General features: G+C 64.6%; 19 protein-coding genes and 1 tRNA gene. 5 read left to right on the top strand and 15 right to left on the bottom strand.

Annotation, left to right across the window (positions count from 1 at the left end):
- Window positions 1-6: 6 nt before the first annotated feature.
- The 5 genes from AmiPiv_RS17765 to AmiPiv_RS17745 form a co-directional block, all read right to left on the bottom strand.
- Window positions 7-945, bottom strand: a complete 939-nt coding sequence (locus AmiPiv_RS17765) for a glutaminase (protein WP_340038819.1) — start codon at window positions 943-945, stop codon at window positions 7-9.
- A 137-nt stretch (window positions 946-1,082) separates the two neighbouring features.
- Window positions 1,083-1,158 (bottom strand) — tRNA-Lys (locus AmiPiv_RS17760).
- Window positions 1,159-1,260: 102 nt separating this feature from the next.
- Window positions 1,261-2,175, bottom strand: a complete 915-nt coding sequence (locus AmiPiv_RS17755) for a PhzF family phenazine biosynthesis protein (protein ID WP_445206974.1) — start codon at window positions 2,173-2,175, stop codon at window positions 1,261-1,263.
- Window positions 2,176-2,396: 221 nt separating this feature from the next.
- Window positions 2,397-3,113: a hypothetical protein gene (locus AmiPiv_RS17750; protein ID WP_340038817.1), complete on the bottom strand. Its 717-nt coding sequence runs from the start codon at window positions 3,111-3,113 to the stop codon at window positions 2,397-2,399.
- A gap of 9 nt (window positions 3,114-3,122) precedes the next feature.
- Window positions 3,123-4,235, bottom strand: a complete 1,113-nt coding sequence (locus tag AmiPiv_RS17745; protein ID WP_340038870.1) for an endonuclease/exonuclease/phosphatase family protein — start codon at window positions 4,233-4,235, stop codon at window positions 3,123-3,125.
- 154 nt (window positions 4,236-4,389) lie between these two features.
- Between AmiPiv_RS17745 and AmiPiv_RS17740 the strand changes: the two genes are divergently transcribed.
- Both AmiPiv_RS17740 and AmiPiv_RS17735 read left to right on the top strand, forming a co-directional pair.
- The gene (locus AmiPiv_RS17740; RefSeq protein WP_340038816.1) at window positions 4,390-4,875 is read left to right on the top strand and encodes a BA14K family protein; all 486 of its coding nucleotides are present in this window, start codon (window positions 4,390-4,392) and stop codon (window positions 4,873-4,875) included.
- Window positions 4,876-5,009: 134 nt separating this feature from the next.
- The gene (locus tag AmiPiv_RS17735; protein ID WP_340038815.1) at window positions 5,010-5,303 is read left to right on the top strand and encodes a PilZ domain-containing protein; all 294 of its coding nucleotides are present in this window, start codon (window positions 5,010-5,012) and stop codon (window positions 5,301-5,303) included.
- 33 nt (window positions 5,304-5,336) lie between these two features.
- Here AmiPiv_RS17735 and AmiPiv_RS17730 read toward each other — a convergent pair whose 3' ends face one another.
- From AmiPiv_RS17730 to AmiPiv_RS17705, 6 genes are all read right to left on the bottom strand, one after another.
- A complete protein-coding gene (locus AmiPiv_RS17730) occupies window positions 5,337-5,570 on the bottom strand; it encodes a hypothetical protein (RefSeq protein WP_340038814.1) in 234 nt (77 codons plus the stop codon).
- Window positions 5,571-5,578: 8 nt separating this feature from the next.
- Window positions 5,579-6,643 (bottom strand): trypsin-like peptidase domain-containing protein, encoded by a 1,065-nt coding sequence (locus AmiPiv_RS17725; protein ID WP_340038813.1) that lies wholly within the window; start codon window positions 6,641-6,643, stop codon window positions 5,579-5,581.
- A 206-nt stretch (window positions 6,644-6,849) separates the two neighbouring features.
- Window positions 6,850-7,869 (bottom strand): ketol-acid reductoisomerase, encoded by a 1,020-nt coding sequence (gene ilvC, locus AmiPiv_RS17720; protein WP_340038812.1) that lies wholly within the window; start codon window positions 7,867-7,869, stop codon window positions 6,850-6,852.
- A gap of 24 nt (window positions 7,870-7,893) precedes the next feature.
- The gene (locus AmiPiv_RS17715) at window positions 7,894-8,547 is read right to left on the bottom strand and encodes a TetR/AcrR family transcriptional regulator (RefSeq protein WP_340038869.1); all 654 of its coding nucleotides are present in this window, start codon (window positions 8,545-8,547) and stop codon (window positions 7,894-7,896) included.
- A gap of 138 nt (window positions 8,548-8,685) precedes the next feature.
- The gene (locus AmiPiv_RS17710) at window positions 8,686-9,318 is read right to left on the bottom strand and encodes a hypothetical protein (RefSeq protein WP_340038811.1); all 633 of its coding nucleotides are present in this window, start codon (window positions 9,316-9,318) and stop codon (window positions 8,686-8,688) included.
- Window positions 9,319-9,414: 96 nt separating this feature from the next.
- Window positions 9,415-10,344, bottom strand: coding sequence for a LysR family transcriptional regulator (locus AmiPiv_RS17705; RefSeq protein ID WP_340038810.1), 930 nt, complete (start codon window positions 10,342-10,344; stop codon window positions 9,415-9,417).
- Window positions 10,345-10,433: 89 nt separating this feature from the next.
- Here AmiPiv_RS17705 and AmiPiv_RS17700 point away from each other — a divergent pair, with 89 nt between their 5' ends.
- Together AmiPiv_RS17700 and AmiPiv_RS17695 are read left to right on the top strand one after the other, a co-directional pair.
- Window positions 10,434-10,745, top strand: coding sequence for an NAD-dependent epimerase/dehydratase family protein (locus AmiPiv_RS17700; RefSeq protein WP_340038809.1), 312 nt, complete (start codon window positions 10,434-10,436; stop codon window positions 10,743-10,745).
- Window positions 10,709-11,488, top strand: coding sequence for an SDR family oxidoreductase (locus AmiPiv_RS17695; RefSeq protein WP_340038808.1), 780 nt, complete (start codon window positions 10,709-10,711; stop codon window positions 11,486-11,488). Before AmiPiv_RS17700 ends, AmiPiv_RS17695 begins: the two co-directional genes overlap by 37 nt.
- Window positions 11,489-11,526: 38 nt before the next feature.
- On the opposite strand, the gene AmiPiv_RS17690 is transcribed toward AmiPiv_RS17695, so the two are convergent.
- From AmiPiv_RS17690 to AmiPiv_RS17680, 3 genes are all read right to left on the bottom strand, one after another.
- Complete coding sequence (locus tag AmiPiv_RS17690; RefSeq protein ID WP_340038807.1) at window positions 11,527-12,801, bottom strand: FAD-dependent oxidoreductase; 1,275 nt, start codon at window positions 12,799-12,801, stop codon at window positions 11,527-11,529.
- A gap of 67 nt (window positions 12,802-12,868) precedes the next feature.
- Window positions 12,869-14,788: a potassium transporter Kup gene (locus tag AmiPiv_RS17685; RefSeq protein WP_340038806.1), complete on the bottom strand. Its 1,920-nt coding sequence runs from the start codon at window positions 14,786-14,788 to the stop codon at window positions 12,869-12,871.
- A gap of 106 nt (window positions 14,789-14,894) precedes the next feature.
- Window positions 14,895-15,635, bottom strand: coding sequence for a pyridoxine 5'-phosphate synthase (locus tag AmiPiv_RS17680; protein ID WP_340038805.1), 741 nt, complete (start codon window positions 15,633-15,635; stop codon window positions 14,895-14,897).
- 117 nt (window positions 15,636-15,752) lie between these two features.
- On the opposite strand from AmiPiv_RS17680, the gene AmiPiv_RS17675 reads away from it, so the two are divergent.
- Window positions 15,753-16,160 (top strand): SpoIIAA family protein, encoded by a 408-nt coding sequence (locus AmiPiv_RS17675; RefSeq protein WP_340038804.1) that lies wholly within the window; start codon window positions 15,753-15,755, stop codon window positions 16,158-16,160.
- Here AmiPiv_RS17675 and AmiPiv_RS17670 read toward each other — a convergent pair whose 3' ends face one another.
- The gene (locus AmiPiv_RS17670) at window positions 16,161-17,288 is read right to left on the bottom strand and encodes an ATP-dependent DNA helicase (RefSeq protein ID WP_340038803.1); all 1,128 of its coding nucleotides are present in this window, start codon (window positions 17,286-17,288) and stop codon (window positions 16,161-16,163) included.
- Window positions 17,289-17,320 lie beyond the last annotated feature (32 nt).

Here is a 17,320-nt window from a genome sequence, read left to right as displayed (position 1 = left end):
GGAACGCTAGGCGGACCGGGAGGAGAAGATCGACCAGTTCATCCGCTTGGTCAGCTGCTCCAGGGCGATCGAGCCGAGCATTGAATTGCCGCGGGCATTCAGGCCCGGCGACCAGACGGCGATAGAGGCCACGCCCGGCACGATCGCCAATATGCCGCCGCCGACGCCGCTCTTGCCCGGGATGCCGACCCGGAAGGCGAATTCGCCGGAGCCGTCATAGTGGCCGCAGGTCAGCATCAGCGCATTGACGCGCCTGGCGCGCTCGCTGGAGACGACGGTATGGCCGGTCGACGGAACCATGCCGGCACTCGCCAGGAAACGCCCGGCATTGGCCAGTTGCAGGCAGCTCATCGCGATGGCGCAATGGTGGAAATAGACCCCGAGCGTCATTTCCGGGGCATGGTGCAGGTTGCCGAAGCCCTTGAGGTAGTTGGCCAGGGCAAAATTGCGGTAGCCGGTGGCGCGCTCTGAGTTGGCGACGTCTGCGTCGATGACGATGGTGTCGTCATCCGCCACCGTCCGCACGAAGCTCAGAATCTCGCCGATTGCCTCGCGCGGCTGGTGGCCGGCAAGCAATATGTCCGAGACGACGATCGCGCCGGCGTTGATGAACGGGTTGCGGGGAATGCCCTCCTCCCGCTCGAGCTGGACGATGGAATTGAACGGCGTTCCGGACGGTTCGCGCCCGACACGGTTCCACAAGGCATCGCCGACGCGCCCGAGCGCCAGCGCCAAGGTGAACACTTTGGAGATGCTCTGGACCGAAAACGGCTCCTCGGCGTCGCCGGCAACCGCCGAGGAGCCGTCGTTGAGCACGACGGCTATCCCGAACTTCCCAGGGTCGATTTTGCCGAGTTGGGGGATGTAAGTGGCGACCTCGCCGCGATCCGCCTGGGCAGACATTTCCGCGACGATCTCGTCCAGGACGGCTTGCAGCTTCTGCATCGCGTCTCCTACGCCCCTTCGGAATCGGTCCGGCGACCGTCGATCGCTTCTACACCAACTCCGCTCCTGGAGCAGGTGGCGAAGCGCCAGGCTTCGTTAGGAAACCTCGCCAACATCCCGGATCGTAAGGAGAAAAATGGTGGGTGCGACAGGGATCGAACCTGTGACCCGCTGATTAAGAGTCAGCTGCTCTACCAACTGAGCTACGCACCCACACAGTCGTTTCAGCGACCGTGGGCGGCATATAGCCAACGCATTTTCGCCTGTCCACCCCATCTGGCACATTTTCTTCGCGACGGCCAAAATTCCTGCGCCTCAGGCCAGCAGAACGCCCTCCGCGACGCGCACGGCATGCCCGCCGATGCGGGCAGCCGCCAGTTTTCCGCCGGCTACGTCGATCTCGAGCCTGATTCTGGACGGCCGGCCCATTTCGATTCCCTGCTCGATCCAGAATCGGTGGCTGCCGTCGGTGGGCTGGTCGAAGCGCATGATCGCGCCGGCGAAGGCGGCCGCGGCCGAACCGGTCGCCGGATCCTCGTAGGACGGGTTGCCGGGCACGATCATGCGGGCATGGAACGAACTGGTGTGATCCACCGTCTCGCGACCGTAGACATAGGCGCTGGCCACCGCGAACTCGCTTTTCCGCGGTGAAAACTCCACCCAGGCATCGTTGTTCAACTTCACCTTCGCCGCGGCCTTGAGGTCGGCGACCGGCACGGCGATGTAAGGCACCCCGGCCGACCATAGCGACACGCGGTGATTCTCGAAGCCGATCTCGTGCGGCCCGAGCCCAAGTGCTGCCCCGATGGCCTCCGGATCGGCCGACAGCGGCAACTGTTCGGGCAACTGCGGCACGTCGAATTCGGCGAACAGGCCGTTGTTCAGCTTGTCGATGGCACAGCGCACCAGGCCGATGTTCTCCTCGAGCACGAAAATGCCGGCAAGGTCGTTCCCCTCCGCCATCTCCGACAGCGCAATCGCCGTGCCGACCGTCGGATGCCCGGCAAACGGCATTTCATAGTCGGGGGTGAAGATGCGCACGCACGCCTTATGGGTCGGGTTCTTGGGCGGCAGCACGAAAGCCGTCTCGGACAGGTTGAATTCGCGTGCGATCGCCTGCATCGCAGCCGTATCGAGCCCCTCCGAATCGATCACCACGGCGAGCGGATTGCCGTCGAGAGGGCGCTGGGTGAATACGTCGTAGATAAAGTACTTGCGTCCAGCTCTCATGTTCATTCCTTCTGCCCTGCCGTCGGCAACATGAGCGACCGCTTTTTGGACCTTTTGGGATTTCTCGGAAACCAATTGGGGGCAGGCTTGGACCGGCTTGTCAATTGGCGGATTGGCCTCTGCGGCGCCACGTCGGCTGCACGTTCGATCGCATTTCGCGCCGCCCTGTGCCGCCTGCCGCCCCGCACCGGAATGTATGGTCGCAGCCCCGCGAGCGTCCCTCAGCCAGACCGCGAAAAATGCCAGTCCACCAGGGGGCGCATGTGCGGCATCAGCCCTTCGGGCAGGTCGTTGCGCCCGCGGATGATGACCGGCCCCTCGATCTCAGGGTCAGGATCGGCCGCCACGAAGCCTGCAATACGCTCCGCCAACTGCCCTGCGGTTTCGTGGGCGCGGAAGCAGCGCACGATCACCGTGCCACTCTCGACCGACAAGGCATGACAGCGCTCCTCCCGGCGCGCCTGGCGCAGGTCGAGGCCCGTCTCCTCGCGCACCTCGCGGATCATGTTGTAGTCGAGATCGACCAGCCCTTCGCGAAAGTCCTCCGGTTCAAAGGAGCCCGCTGCGAAATAGACTTTCCCGGCATTGGCGGTGTGACTTCCCATACGGATCGCCACCAGCGCATTGTCGCTGGAGATCAGCATGGCATGCGCAAAGGCGTGCTCGGCGCTGGTGACGGGCTTGAGCTTGCGCCACAGCATGAAGGTCGAGAAGCGGACGGCGTGGCAGCGGCCGACAATGCTGCTGTCGCGATAGGCGAGTTCCGACAACAGCACCACGGTGCCGTCGAACAGGGCCGGGCGATGCGCCTTCTCGGCCTCCCAGTTGGCCGCGATCGCCGCCGCATTGTCGCGCTCGAACGGATGCTGGGCAGAATCGAGGCGCACGTCGACGACGTCGACCGGCAGGATCACGTTGCGCGGGATGTCGAAGGCCACTTTGAACGCTCAGGCGATGTCGAGGGTGACGGCCACCGGGCAATGATCGGAGGCCTTGGGCCGGTCCCAGCCGGCGCGCGGATACCGGTCGACGTCCTGGCCGGGCGGGAAGATGGTGCGCCAGGGCTGGCCGCGCCTGACGATGTCGGGGACCGCCTGCGAGTTCGTCCGCGCCATGGAAGGCGAGGCCAGGATGTAGTCGAGCTGGCACAGGTGCCGTTCCTGGGGACCGCGCGTGTGGTAGAGGGTCCAGCGGTCCATCTCCGGGCGGCGTTCCACCAGGTTTTCCGCGAAGCCGTCGCCCAGAAAGACGTCCAGGCACGAGACCGTCTCGTCGACCGGTGTGAAGTTGTAGCCTTGGAAGGCGTCGCCGCCGATGACTATGCGCTCGCGATAGTCGTTGAGGTCGCCGCAGATCACCCAGCGCTTGTCGGCGGTGTGGTCCTTGCCGAAGCGGTTCTCGATGATGCGCCGCACCGCCCTAGCCTCGGCATTGCGGATCGGCATCGTCGCCTCGCGCCCGTTGAGGCCGTTGCGCGGCGAGCCCATCGACTTGAAATGCACGGAATAGATCGTCAGCGGCTTGCCGCCGACCTTGACGTCGATCTCCAGGCAGTCGCGACGGAAGATGCGCTCGAACGGCTCCTGACCGAGTGCTGCGAGTTCGGGCGTGTGCAGGCCGAACTCCTCGAAGGTCACATGCGCGTGGCTGGTCATGCGCACGAACTCGATCGGCTGGCCGTGTGCGGTCTCGGCCCGCATCATCACGGCGACATCGATGCCGCGCGAATCATTGCCCGAGGTCGTGTATTTCTGCTGGTAGCCCTGCCCCACCATCTTGAACAGGTAGCCGTATTCGAAGGCCTTGAGCGCCTCGATGTTGTCCACCTCCTGCATGCAGATGATGTCGGCCCTGGTCTCGGCGATCGCCAGTGCAGTGAGTTGACGCATGTCGTCGGCATGGGCGATCGCCCGGGCCTTCTCGAGCAGTTGGTACTCGGCCTCGCTGCCGATCTCGAACAGGGCCAGCGCCCTGTCTTCGTTCAGCTGGTTGCGATAGCCGGAAAAATCGAACCTGTTCATCAGGTTCTCGACATTGAATGTGGCGAGGCGCAGCGACATGGCGGCGAGCATTGCCTTCATCGCTGCCCAAACACAAGCCCCGCGGAACCCGCACCGTTCATCACACGTTCAGCGTGAAAGGCGCAGAATACGCCATCTCCGTCGAAAATTGCGGGGTGTGGGGCCTTTGGGATTCGCACTTCAGGAGACGATCATGACATACGGTCTTTCCACTTTCGCACGCGGGGGGCTCGTGGCCCTCGGCATTGTGGCCGGCATCCCGCTGTCAGCAAGCGCCGCGCCAGTTGCTTTGGCCCAGATGCCTGTGCCTGCGGCAACGCAGCCGGCATATGACATCGTGCCCATAAACCACCGCGATGGCGACTACCGGCGCTGGCGGCACTTTCGTCGTTATGACAATGACGATCGCTGGCGGTACCGGCGCAATTACAGGCGCCACAGCGGCGTGGGCATCTTTCTGAACTTCGGCATTCCGGCCTACCGCTACTACGACCCGTATTACGACCCGGGCTACTATCGCCCGCGCTACGTCGCGCCGCGTCCGCTCTATCGAATGGGGCCGCTCTCGTCGGCACATGTCCGCTGGTGCTACAATCGCTACCGCTCCTACCGGGCCTGGGACAATACCTTCCAGCCCTACGTAGGCCCGCGGCAACAGTGCTGGTCGCCCTATAGCTGAGCGATACGGGATCGGTGGTGACTGCGGCGTCGATAGCGCCGCCGCGGCAATGCGCCCGTAGATAACATCAAATTTACGGATTTGCCGCAGGATGCCGCCGTGCGCGATTCGCATGCGCGCCCATGAGCCTCCCCATGACCGACGACGCCGCAAACAAACCACCGCGCGAACGCCGCAACCGAGTGCTGAAGGGTGCGTCCATCATCACTGGGGTGAACAATTCCGAGATCAGCGTCACCGTCCGCAACCAGAACAGCGGCGGCGCCGAGCTTCGCGTCCCTGCCGACGCGCGCGTTCCCGAGCGTTTCCTGCTCTACATTCCGGTGGACGGCATCGGCTATCGCTCAGTCGTCCGCTGGCGCAGGAACGACCGCGTCGGCGTCCAGTTCGAGGGCACCGAGCCCAAGCCGTCGTGGCACTACGGCTAACCGGCGCACGTCCTCTCGCGCCCTTGCAAGGCGTCAAAAGGCCCTGACGTCGCCGACCACGTCGACCATGACGTCCAGCCCATCGAAGGTTTTCGGCAACTGCGCCGCCTGCTTGTTCCTGGCGACCTGAACGCTGAGTGCCAGGTCGTCGCGACCGATGTTGAGGCAGATGCCCACGCCGACCACCCCATCGAATCCGGCGAACCTTTCCTCGAAGGCCCGCTGGATCTCGATGGCCTCTTTCATCGAGTGTTTGGTGTCAGCCATTCCCAGCCTCAGATCAGCGTCACTCCGAGCTGACTTGTCACCGAGGATATAGGGTTTGCACCCGTTATTCCAACGTTTCCCGGCCCTCCCGAGGCGGAGCCCGCGAACAGCAGCCCCACCGGCCTGCCCTCCTCGTCGACGATCAGCGAGCCGCTGTCGCCCGGACGGCTGAAGGCCTGCGCCGGCGACATGTCCATCTCGATGGCGATCTGGCCGTCGAAGCGGGCGACGCCTACGCCCATGTCGACGAGGTAGTTGTTGACGTTCACCGCCCTTACCCGGCCGCGCGTATGCCTTGTGGTCCGGCCGGTCTTGAAGACGGTCATGCCCGGAACCGCCTCGACCAGTTGTCCGGGCTGGAGGGTGACGGCAGGCTGCGGCTCGTCGGAACTGTCATAGAGGGTGCGGCGGTCCTCGGACCGTCCGTGGCCGGTCAGTGCCGCGACCGCGCAGTCCACCAGGTTCGGGATGCCGCCGAACTGCACGGGGACGAAACGCAGCAATTCCGCGATCACGTCGCTGGCCGGCCTGCCGCGATCACGCGCGCCCGGCTGCATGATCGTCGTTCCGATCGCAATGTTGTTCACGTCGGCTAGAACGTGGTTATTGGACAATATGCCGTCCCTGCCGCTGATCTCGTCCCGGCAAAAGCAGCCGAGCGTGCCGGCATATTCGACCGTCGTCGGCGAGATGCTCGCGCCCAGCCGGATCGGGTCGTTGCGCGATGTCGTCCACAAGGGCTTCTGCCGGCCGACATAGAGCACCTCGGCTTCGCCCTTGGCGCTCTCGACGATCTGCTCCACTACCCGGCTCTGCAGCTGGTTGCGGCTCTGCACCAGGACGGCCAGCTTTGCCTCGTCGCCATTGGCCTGACTCACGCCGAGCGCGATGTCCTCGGCGGCGCGCTTCCTTGTGGCCTTCTTCGGATAGGCGGCCTTGGTTTCCAGCAGGTAGGGGTCGAGATACAGCCCCGGGAGGGCCTGCTCCATTCCGGCAGCCGCCGGTAGCTCGACGAAGTTGAAGATCGTCGAAAAGATGATTGCCTGAAGTTCCAGCGCGGATTCGAGTCGCATCTCGTCCTCTCCTACGCGCCCGTCCGCCGAATCGGAGCTTAGCAAAAACAAAGGGCCGCGGTCTCTGCCGCGGCCCTTGTCTCCTACCAGCTTGGAAGAAGGTTAGTTCTTCGCCTTGTCGACCAGCTTGTTCTTGGAGATCACCCCGCCTGCCTGCAGCGCAAAGCGCGAGGACAGGCAGAGCAAGACTCCATGGATCGACAGGCTTAGTTCTTGGCCTTGTCGACCAGCTTGTTCTTCGAGATCCACGGCATCATGCCGCGCAGCTTGGCGCCGACCTCTTCGATCTGGTGGGCGTCGTTGACGCGGCGGATGCCCTTGAAGCGGGCCGCACCCGACTTGTACTCCTGCATCCACTCCGAGGTGAACTTGCCGGTCTGGATGTCCTTCAGGACACGCTTCATCTCGGCCTTGGTCTCGTCGGTGATGATGCGCGGGCCGGTCACGTACTCGCCCCACTCGGCGGTGTTCGAGATCGAGTAGTTCATGTTGGCGATGCCGCCTTCATAGATCAGGTCGACGATCAGCTTCACTTCGTGCAGGCACTCGAAATAGGCCATCTCGGGAGCGTAGCCGGCTTCCACCAGCGTCTCGAAGCCGGCGCGGATGAGCTCGACCAGACCGCCGCAGAGGACGACCTGCTCGCCGAACAGATCGGTTTCGCACTCTTCCTTGAAGTTGGTCTCGATGATGCCCGAACGGCCGCCGCCGACGCCGCAAGCGTAGGACAGCGCGAGGTCAAGGGCGTTGCCCGAAGCGTCCTGGTGAACGGCAACCAGGCACGGCACGCCGCCGCCCTTCTGGTACTCGCCGCGAACGGTGTGGCCGGGGCCCTTCGGCGCGATCATGACGACGTCGACCGAAGCCTTCGGCTCGATCAGGCCGAAATGGACGTTGAGGCCGTGGGCAAAGGCAATGGCAGCGCCGTCGCGGATGTTCGGAGCGATCTCGTCCTTGTAGATGTCGGCCTGCAGCTCGTCAGGCGTCGCCATCATCATCAGGTCGGCCCACTTGGCCGCCTCGGCCACCGTCATCACCTTCAGGCCGTCGGCCTCGACCTTCTTGGCGGTCGCCGAGCCGGCCTTGAGGCCGATGACCAGCTCCTTGGCGCCCGAATCCTTGAGGTTCAGCGCATGCGCGCGACCCTGGCTGCCGTAGCCGATGATGGCGACCTTCTTGCCCTTGATCAGATTGAGATCGGCATCACGATCGTAATAGACACGCATTGGTGGGTTCCTTCCCGTTTGCAGTCAGAGGGCCTTGGGCCCGGTTTTCGCTCCATGAAGAGCCAGGAACTGCTGCGTCGCGCGCACGGCATCGCCGTCTACCTCCGCATCAGTCAATTCAATCCGGTCGCCGAGCAGAAGCCTGATCTGCACATCGCGGGCGACCAATCCAAAAAAAGTCCGGAATGCCGTCTCGGCATCGTCGAATTCGAGTATGCCTGCTTCCCGTCCGGCTTCCAGCACCGGCTTCAGCCGCCGGCCCAGCGCAAAGCGGCCGCGCTCGAGCACGATAGCGCCGAGGTCGCGCTTGTCGGAGCCGGCATGGCCCACGGCGACACGGTTGAGCGCGATCGAGGTGTCGCTGGAAATGACGCGCAGCCAGTCGGAGGCAAAGCGCTGCAGGCTGGCTGTCAGCGCGGCGAGGTCGAGGCCCTTGCGGTCGACAGGGGTGACGCGCACCTTGGCCGCCTGCCACTGCACCGTCGCCGTCAGCAGGCCGTCCCGGTCGCCGAACCACTTGTACAGCGTTTCCTTGGAGCAGCTGGCGCGGCGGGCAACGGCCGTCATGGTCAGCCGGTCACCCTCCTCGACGAGCAGGCGCAGCACGGCATCGAGCACGTCCTGCTGACGCGCCGTCGGCCCATCGCCTTCCATCATCTCAATGGCCGTCTGCAGCATTTTCGCCTGCCGTGGATCCCGGGTAACGTTGCCTCGAAAACAACCGTACCGTACGTTACGGTTCGGCTTATGCCGCAATCTCGACGCCTTCGCAAGCCCGATGCGCGGCCTCAGCCGAAAATGTTCGAGTGCCCCGCTCTATTGGCCGTATGTAGCGAGATAGGCTGCGGGAATGTCGACCGGATACAGCGCGCCCGACAGGGCCAGCACCAGCGATGTCGCAAACGCCACGCCGAGCAGGCTGATGCCGCTGAGGAGCACGGCGCGCCCTCTCCGGGCAACGTTCCAGTACACCGCGCAGCCAACATGGACGAACAGCGACACGACGCCGAGGAAATAGTAGGGCGCAAAGAACCACTGCCAGGGCGGAGCGAAGAAGCCGGCGGCAGCGAAGCGGAAATCCGTGTCCAGCCCCAGCAGCGTTCGCCCGGCAATCACCGCGCCGACGTGATTGAGCAGGAAGAAGGCGAGATAGCCGCCGGATATGGCCTGCAGCCAGGTAACCGCCCCTCGCCGCTTGGTCCAGCCGCGCACCAACATGCGCAACCCGCTGCCGACCTGCCACAACAACAGGCCAATGAGCGGGATCTCGATGGCCGGATGCCGATAGAACGCCCGCGCCTTGGCCATGAAGGTCATGTGCGCCTCCTGCCCGCTCAGTCCGGCCAGATGATTGACCAAATGCAGAAGCAGGAACACTCCGACGAGCATGGCCGACAACCGGTGCAGGCCACGCAACCGCAGCTGCCCGGCAAGCGCACGTGGCTGCATGATCCCCCTATCGGCCGCCCTTCCCCAATGCAGCCGCCATAACCTGACGTTACCGCAACCACAAAGTGCTGCACGCCAGAGCGAACTGGCAATGCTTCATTTTGCCTCTGCCGAGCTCGCTGCGCCGAGATTGACGGTCTCGACCAGGAAGTCGAGCAACGCCCTTACCCGCGCCGGCACCGGCCCGCCATTGCCCAGGAACACCGCGTGCACTTCCTCGAGGTCGCCAGGATTGGCATCCTCCATCACGCTGACCAGCCTGCCTGCCGCCAGATCGTCGCTAACCTGGAAAGCCGCAAGCCGAGCCAACCCGAGGCCGGCCAGCGCCAGTTCGCGCAAGGCTTCGCCGTCGCCGGCCTGCGCATTGCCCGTGGGCACCACGTCGACGACGGCGCCACCCTGCAGCAGCGGCCATGCCGGCATCGTGCGGGCATAGGACGGCCCAAGCAGATTGTGCTGCTTCAACTCGTCGACTGCGCGCGGCATGGCACGCGTTGCGAAATAGGCAGGTGCTGCGACGATCATCATCCGGGTCGCGCCCAGCTTGCGCGCGACAAGGCTGGAGCTCCTCATCGGCCCCGCCCGGATCGCCACGTCGGCCCGCGCTTCCAGAAGGTCGACAACCATATCGGACAGGGAGACGTCGACCATAATTTCCGGATAGCGCGCCAGGAATTGCGGCAGCAGCGGCAACAGGAAATGCTTGCCGAACGGCACGTTGGCGTTGACGCGCAGGCGCCCGCGCGGCGCCTCGCCGGCTGCCGCGCACCGCTCCGCCTCCCTGAGGTCGGCGAGGATGACGACACAGCGCTCGTAGAAGGCGCAGCCTTCCGGCGTCAGCTGCAGACGGCGGGTCGAGCGATTGACCAGCCGCGTCCCGAGCCGGTTCTCCAGCCGCGAGACCAGCTTGCTGACGGCCGATGGCGACATCGACAGCGCGCGCGCCACTGCCGAGAAGCCACCGCTCTCCACGGCTTGGGCAAACACTTCCATCTCGCCGAAGCGATTGACGTCCACGCGCATCATTGTGAAGTCACGTCACAAATCATGAGATCAAGCGACGTCTACTTCATCCGGTTTCGCTCGTCCATATCAGCGGTCTACAGGAGATCTGGATGATGAAACCCAACACAGCCCTTATCGTCGGCGCCCATGGCGTCATCGGCAGCAACCTGGCCAGCCACCTGGCCGACCTTGGAAACTGGAACATTGTCGGCCTGTCGCGGCGCGGCGGCCCGGACAACGGCCCGGTCTGCCATATCGCCGTGGATCTGCTGGATCGTCGGGACACGAGGGAAAAACTCGGAGGCCTGAGCGACGTCACCCACATCTTCTATGCGGCCTATCAGGACCGGCCAACCTGGGCGGAACTGTCGAGCCCAATGTCGCCATGCTGCGCAACGTGGTCGACACGGTCGAGCCGATAGCCAGGAACCTGCGCCACATCAGCCTGATGCAGGGCTACAAGGTCTATGGCGCGCATCTCGGGCCGTTCAAGACGCCGGCGCGCGAGACCGACGCCAACCACATGCCGCCGGAATTCAACATCGACCAGCAGGACCTGCTCGAAGACAGGCAGAAGGGTAAGCGCTGGAATTGGTCGGCGCTGCGCCCGTCGGTGGTCGTCGGCCAGGCGCTGGGCAATCCGATGAACCTGGCGATCGCCATTGCGGTCTACGCCTCGATGTCGAAGGAACTCGGCCTGCCTCTGCGCTTTCCCGGCAAGCCCGGCGCCTACGACAAGATCATCGAGATGACCGATGCCGGCCTGCTCGCGCGGGCCACTGTCTGGGCCGCAACCGACGAACGCTGCGCCAATCAGGCATTCAACATCACCAATGGCGACCTGTTTCGCTGGAACGACATGTGGCCGAAGATCGCCGCCAGCTTCGGCCTCGACACGGCCCCACCTTTGCCCATGTCGCTGGATACGATCATGAGCGACAAGCAGCCGCTGTGGGAAGAGATGAAGGGCCGGCACGGGCTGGCCGACACGCCTTACGGCGACGTCTCGTCGTGGCGTTTCGCCGACTTCGTCTTCGCCTGGGACTACGACTTCTTCGGTGACGCCACCAAGGCGCGCCGCTTCGGATTCCACGACTTCGTCGACACCGAGGAGATGTTCTTGCGCACGTTTGCGGACATGCGGCAGCGCCGGATCATTCCCTGATCCGACGATGGATGGCAGATGCTCGCTGCACGGTGCCCTTAGCCCAGGGGAATGCTCGCAACCGTCTCGGCTGCCGGACGCAGGTGATCTTGCCATGGCGCTTCCCTGAGCCCGATCGGGCCAAAGGGATCGATCAGCGTGCCGGCGACCATCGAGGCAAGGATCTGTGGCGCCGGTGGCACTTTCGCCACCGTCGCCACCAGCCTGTCGCGCAGCAGGGGCAGTAGCACGGAATCCGACTGGTAGAAGGGCGTGAACGCGTAGGACAGCGCCTGGAAGAGCCGTACATGCGCGCGGCGCGAGCGGACATAGGCGGTCAGCGCGGCATCGAGAGCCCCGTGCTGGCGAAGCGCATGGGCCAGGGCCGCGGCATCCAAAAGGGCCATGTTCGCGCCCTGCCCCAGTTGCGGGCTGGTCGAATGGGCCGCGTCGCCGATCACGGCAAAGCCGCGCGCCGCCGGATACCGCAACGTGTGCTGGCCGTAGCGAGCCAGCGTCAGCTGGTCGAAATCGGAAATCTGGTCGAGATAGGCCGAGCACTCCGGCCAGAGCGACGCGACCCGCGCCTTCCAGGCCTCCAGACCCTCGGCGCGAACGCGCTCCGCCGCCGCGGGTTTCAGGCTCCAGAAGAATGCCGCCATGTCGCGCCCTTCCGGCTCCGCCCGACCGATCGGCAGCACGCCGATCATCACGCTGGCGCGGCGGTAGCGCTGGCTCAGCGCATGTTCCTGGAAACCCGTTGCCCGCCAGTCGAGCGAAGCCCAGAAGGCGCCGTATTCGAGCGGCCTGGGCTGGTCCGTCAGCCCGGCGCTGCCGCGTAGCGTCGACCGCGCCCCGCTGGCATCGACGACCAGATCGAAGGCACCGACCGAGCGACCATTCGCATCGAGCAGCCGCGGCTTCTCACCCGTCTCGACACGTTGCAGGTCGACGCCCGTGACGATTTCGATGCCCTCGCGCCGGGCCGCGCGATAGAGAACGCCGAACAGCGCCGCGCGATGCACCGCCACCCCGAAACGCCCGCCGCTCCGGGCGTCGTAGCGAACGTCGAGCACCGTCTGCCCGCTTTCGGCATCCGTGCCGTGGAGCCTGTCGATGCGGCTGCCGAGATGCAGGATCTCATCCAGCAGACCGAGATCGCCGAGCACGGTCAGCCCGGTCGGCTGCAGGATCAGGCCCGAGCCGAGCGGCTTCGGCTCGTCGAAGCGCTCGAGCATGGTGACGCGGTGCCCGTCGCGCTTGAGATACAGCGCCACAGCCAGGCCCGCCGGACCGGCGCCAGCGATTGCGATGTGAAGTTTCCGACCGTTCATGAACCCATCCGCCCGCAACCGACAGTCACGGGCAGAAGCTGCTTTGGCAATGCTTCACATTGCCCCGCTAGATCGACACCTGCGTGCCGACCTCGACCACGCGGCCGGTCGGGATCTGGAAATACTCGGTCGCGTCGGCTGCCGTACGGGCCAGTCCGATGAACAGCCTGTCCTGCCAGATCGGCATGCCCGAATTGGGCGAGGCCTTCAGCGAACGGCGCGACAGGAAGAACGAGGTCGTCATGATGTCGAACTTCCAGCCCTGCTTGCGGCAGATGGCCAGCGCCTTGGGAATGTTCGGCTGCTCCATGTAGCCGAATTTCAGCTTCACGCGCATGAACAGTTCGTTGACCTGCTCCATCTTGACCCGCTCGCTGTCCGGCACCACCGGTTGCTGGGCGGTCACCACCGAGAGGATGACGTTCTGCTCATGCAGCACCTTGTAGTGCTTGAGACTGTGCATCAGCGCGGTCGGCGCGCTTTCCGGGTCGCTGGTAAGGAACACCGCGGTGCCCGGAACCAGCTGCGGCTTCTTCTTGCTCAGGTTCTCGGCAAGGAAATCGAGCGGAATCTCGTTCTTGCGCGTCTTCTCGAACAGGTAGTGGCTGCCGCGCACCCACGTCCACATGATGACAATGATGACGAACGCAGCCGCAAGCGACACCCAGCCTCCCTCGAGCACCTTGACGATGTTGGACAGGAAGAAGCCGAGGTCGATCAGGGTGAATATGGTGATGATGGCGACCACCACGGCAACCGGCCAGCGCCAGATGCGCAGCATGACGATCGACAAGAGCAGCGTCGTCATCAGCATGTTGCCGGTGACGGAGATGCCGTAGGCGGCCGCCAGCCGGCTCGATTCGCCGAAGCCGACCACCAGCAGCATCACCGCGAGCGCCAGCAGCAGGTTGACGCGCGGCATGTAGATCTGGCCCAGCGTCGTTTCGGACGTATGCAGGATCGCCAGTCGCGGCAGCATGTTGAGCTGCACCGCCTGACGTGTCAGCGAATAGGCGCCGCTGATGACCGCCTGGCTGGCGATCACGGTGGCGGCGGTGGCGAGCACCACCATCGGGACCAGCATCCAGCCTTCGTTCATCTCGAAGAAGGGATGGCCGACGGTGCCGCCATGGGCGAGCACGAAGGCGCCCTGGCCGGCATAGTTGAGCAGCAGGCTCGGAAAGACGATGGCCAGCCAGGCCAGCACGATCGGCCGCCGGCCGAAATGGCCGAGGTCGGCGTAGAGCGCCTCGGCACCGGTCACCGCCAGGAAGATCGCGCCGATGGTCACGAACGAGACTTCCGGCTGGTCCACCAGGAACTGGACGATATAGATGGGATTGACCGCAAGCAGGATCTCGGGGTCTTCGGCGATGTGCACTACGCCCGCATAGCCGATCGCCAGGAACCAGACGAGCGTGATCGGCCCGAAGATGATCGCCACGCCGCCCGTGCCGAAGCGCTGCACGGCAAACACCAAGGCAAGGATCACCAGGGTCAGCGGCACGACATAGGGCTCGAATGCCGGCGTCACGACCTTGAGCCCTTCCACCGCCGACAGCACCGAAATCGCCGGGGTGATGACCGCATCGCCGTAGAACAGCGAGGCGCCGACCATGCCGAGCGCAAGGATCAGGCCCGAGCGCTTGGCATAGCTGCGGCGGGCGAGCGCCATCAGCGACAGCGTTCCGCCCTCGCCGCGGTTGTGGGCGCGCAGCACGAACATGACGTATTTGACGGTGACGATGATGGTGAGCGCCCAGATGATGAGCGACAGCACGCCAAGGATATCCTCGCGCGAGGCCACCTGTCCGCCCGAGGAGGACGCGACCAGCGCCTCGCGAAAGGCGTAGATCGGGCTCGTCCCGATATCGCCGAACACGACGCCCAGCGCCCCGATGATCAGAATCCTGATGTCCTGGGAATGGGCGTCCGTGGGGACGGTCTGCCCGTTCTTTTCCACCTTGCCAGCGTCGGCGTCGGCCATGGACGAGTCTCCGTGAAGCCGCGGGGCTCTACCCTCGCTGCGAGGCAAAAGCAACAGCTGATTTGTAACAGCTAATCTTCAGCAATGCATAGCGGCGACCGGATCGTCACCACCCGCATGCCTTCAGATAGCGCTCGATCGTGCGCGACATGCCGTATTCGAGCGCATCGGCCGTGAGGCCATGGCCGATCGAGACTTCGGCGAGCGCCGGGATGCGGCCGATCAGCTGCGGCAGGTTGGCGACGGTCAGGTCGTGTCCCGCATTGACCGCAAGGCCTGCCGCCCGCGCCGCGTCGGCAGTCTTGCCGAGCAGATCCAGATGCTTGGCTGCCTGCACGGGATCGGCGTGGCTCGCGCCGTATGGCCCGGTGAACAGCTCGATCCTGTCGGCGCCGGTATCGCGCGCCGCGTTCACGCCCGCCGGGTCCGGGTCGGAGAACAGCGACACGCGAAAGCCGCCCTTCTTCAGCCGCGCCACGATCGGCTTGAGGAAACCTGCTTCCGCGACGAAGTTCCAGCCGTGGTCGGAGGTCGCCTGCGCCGGATCGTCCGGCACCAGCGTCACCTGTTCCGGCTGGTGCTTTTCGACCAGCTCCAGAAAATCTTCGGTCGGGTAGCCCTCGATGTTGAACTCTGCCTTCGGGAACTCGTCGTCGATCAGGGCCCGGATCTCCGGCAGGTCGGTGAAGCGCACATGCCTCTGGTCGGGACGAGGATGCACGGTCAGCCCGTGCGCGCCGGCGGCCAGCGCGATGCGCCCCAGGCCGGTGATGCTGGGCCAAGGCAGGTCCCGCCGGTTGCGCAGCATCGCGATGGCATTGAGGTTCACGGAAAGCTTGGCGGGCATCGGCAACTCACGGCAGGTTCGCGTCGCCTCGACCTAGCACGGTCAGATGGGAACAGAGAGCTTTTTTATGTGTTCCAGCATGGATGGCGCATGCTGCGCATTTGCGAGGAGGCATTCATGGCATCGATGGATATCCGGCCTGCCGTACGCCGCATCGAAACCGACAAGGACGATGTCTTCGGCTTCGAGATCGTCGGCCGCTTCACACCCGCAGACTACGAGAACACCTACGGACTGCTCGACGCTGCCTACCGGGGCCACGACAAGATCGACATCCTGGTACGCGCCGAAGGCTACGAAGGCTTCGACTGGTCGCCGATCTTCAGCAGCTCGACCTGGAAGGAGGAATTCAAGGCATTCAAGCACATACGTCGCTATGCCCTGGTCGGTGGCCCAGCCTGGATGGGCGCGATGATGAGGTTTTTCGCACCTCTGAGCCCCATCGAGATCAGGTATTTCCCGCCGGCGGACGAGGCCAAGGCATGGGCCTGGCTCGGCGCCAGACCGATCGAACCGAAGGCCTGATCAGCGTACGATCGTCAGCCGTTCGGCTGCGCGCGTGATCGCCGTGTAGAGCCAGCGCTGGCGCGTGTCCTTGAACGCCCAGCTCTCGTCGAACAGCACGACGTCGTTCCACTGCGAGCCCTGCGCCTTGTGGACGGTCAGCGCGTAGCCATAGTCGAAGTCGTCGTAGCGCTTCTTGGTGCCCCACGGGATGTCCTCGTCGGGGTTCTCGAAGGTCTGCTTGAGCAGCTTGATCTTGGCGACGCCGCGATCGGGATCGTCCTCCTCCGGCGCCACCAGGAGGTTGATGCCTGGCTTCACCGTCTCGCGCGACGAGGTCATGACCTTCCACAACGAGCCGTTGAGCAGGCCCTTGGCCGGATCGTTGCGCAGGCACACCAGCTTGTCGCCGGCCTGCGGATAGCCTGCGGTGAAGCCCTTGAGCTCGCGCAGCCGCTGATTGTAGCGCCGCCGCGTCCGGTTGGTGCCGACAAGCACCTGATCGGCGCCGAGCACGAGGTCCTGGGTCACGTCTTCCTTGCCGATGACCTGCGCCGTGCCATAGTCGCCGCGCATGAATTCGCGGCCCTCGCGCACGTCGAGCGCCAGCCGGATGATCGGGTTGTCGCGCGCCTGGCGGTGGATTTCGGTCAGCAGGAAATCCGGCTCATGCTCGGTGAAGAAGCCTCCGCCCGAAATCGGTGGCAGCTGCGCGGGATCGCCCAGCACCAGCACCGGCGTCCCAAAAGTCAGCAGGTCGCGCCCGAGTTGCTCGTCGACCATCGAGCATTCGTCGATGACCACAAGCTTGGCCTTGGCGATCGGGCTCTGGCGGTTGAGCGAAAATGTCGGCGACATCGACGTCTTGCCGGTCGCCTCGTCGGCAATCGCTTCCTCGCCCTTGGGCCGATAGATCAGCGAATGGATGGTGCGGGCATTGGTGGCGCCCTTCGAGCGCAGTACCTGGGCGGCCTTGCCGGTGAAGGCAGCAAACTGCACCTGGCCGTCGACATGCTCGGCAAAATAGCGTGCCAGCGTCGTCTTTCCGGTGCCGGCATAGCCGAACAGCCGGAACACCTGAGGCCTCCCGGATTTGAGCCAGCGCGCCACGGCCTGCAGCGCATCGTCCTGTTGAGGAGAGAATTCCATGGGTTTGACTGACAGGATTCGGCGGCGAAGGG

The organism is Aminobacter sp. Piv2-1, from assembly GCF_037625995.1.
In the GTDB taxonomy this organism is placed as follows: Bacteria; Pseudomonadota; Alphaproteobacteria; order Rhizobiales; family Rhizobiaceae; genus Aminobacter.
The sequence above is the reverse complement of the archived record's forward strand: the minus strand, read 5'-3'. Positions and strand labels throughout refer to the sequence as shown.

Excerpts from the sequence above, each read along its gene's own strand:
- AmiPiv_RS17735 (WP_340038815.1), top strand. The coding sequence starts at position 5,010 with ATGACCGACGACGCCGCAAACAAACCACCGCGCGAACGCCGCAACCGA.
- AmiPiv_RS17730 (WP_340038814.1), bottom strand. The coding sequence starts at position 5,570 with ATGGCTGACACCAAACACTCGATGAAAGAGGCCATCGAGATCCAGCGG.
- AmiPiv_RS17705 (WP_340038810.1), bottom strand. The coding sequence starts at position 10,344 with ATGATGCGCGTGGACGTCAATCGCTTCGGCGAGATGGAAGTGTTTGCC.
- AmiPiv_RS17725 (WP_340038813.1), bottom strand. The coding sequence starts at position 6,643 with ATGCGACTCGAATCCGCGCTGGAACTTCAGGCAATCATCTTTTCGACG.
- AmiPiv_RS17740 (WP_340038816.1), top strand. The coding sequence starts at position 4,390 with ATGACATACGGTCTTTCCACTTTCGCACGCGGGGGGCTCGTGGCCCTC.
- AmiPiv_RS17765 (WP_340038819.1), bottom strand. The coding sequence starts at position 945 with ATGCAGAAGCTGCAAGCCGTCCTGGACGAGATCGTCGCGGAAATGTCT.
- AmiPiv_RS17755 (WP_445206974.1), bottom strand. The coding sequence starts at position 2,175 with ATGAGAGCTGGACGCAAGTACTTTATCTACGACGTATTCACCCAGCGC.
- AmiPiv_RS17715 (WP_340038869.1), bottom strand. The coding sequence starts at position 8,547 with ATGCTGCAGACGGCCATTGAGATGATGGAAGGCGATGGGCCGACGGCG.
- AmiPiv_RS17675 (WP_340038804.1), top strand. The coding sequence starts at position 15,753 with ATGGCATCGATGGATATCCGGCCTGCCGTACGCCGCATCGAAACCGAC.
- AmiPiv_RS17745 (WP_340038870.1), bottom strand. The coding sequence starts at position 4,235 with ATGTCGCTGCGCCTCGCCACATTCAATGTCGAGAACCTGATGAACAGG.
- AmiPiv_RS17690 (WP_340038807.1), bottom strand. The coding sequence starts at position 12,801 with ATGAACGGTCGGAAACTTCACATCGCAATCGCTGGCGCCGGTCCGGCG.
- AmiPiv_RS17680 (WP_340038805.1), bottom strand. The coding sequence starts at position 15,635 with ATGCCCGCCAAGCTTTCCGTGAACCTCAATGCCATCGCGATGCTGCGC.
- AmiPiv_RS17685 (WP_340038806.1), bottom strand. The coding sequence starts at position 14,788 with ATGGCCGACGCCGACGCTGGCAAGGTGGAAAAGAACGGGCAGACCGTC.
- AmiPiv_RS17700 (WP_340038809.1), top strand. The coding sequence starts at position 10,434 with ATGATGAAACCCAACACAGCCCTTATCGTCGGCGCCCATGGCGTCATC.
- AmiPiv_RS17710 (WP_340038811.1), bottom strand. The coding sequence starts at position 9,318 with ATGCAGCCACGTGCGCTTGCCGGGCAGCTGCGGTTGCGTGGCCTGCAC.
- AmiPiv_RS17670 (WP_340038803.1), bottom strand. The coding sequence starts at position 17,288 with ATGGAATTCTCTCCTCAACAGGACGATGCGCTGCAGGCCGTGGCGCGC.
- AmiPiv_RS17695 (WP_340038808.1), top strand. The coding sequence starts at position 10,709 with ATGCTGCGCAACGTGGTCGACACGGTCGAGCCGATAGCCAGGAACCTG.
- ilvC (WP_340038812.1), bottom strand. The coding sequence starts at position 7,869 with ATGCGTGTCTATTACGATCGTGATGCCGATCTCAATCTGATCAAGGGC.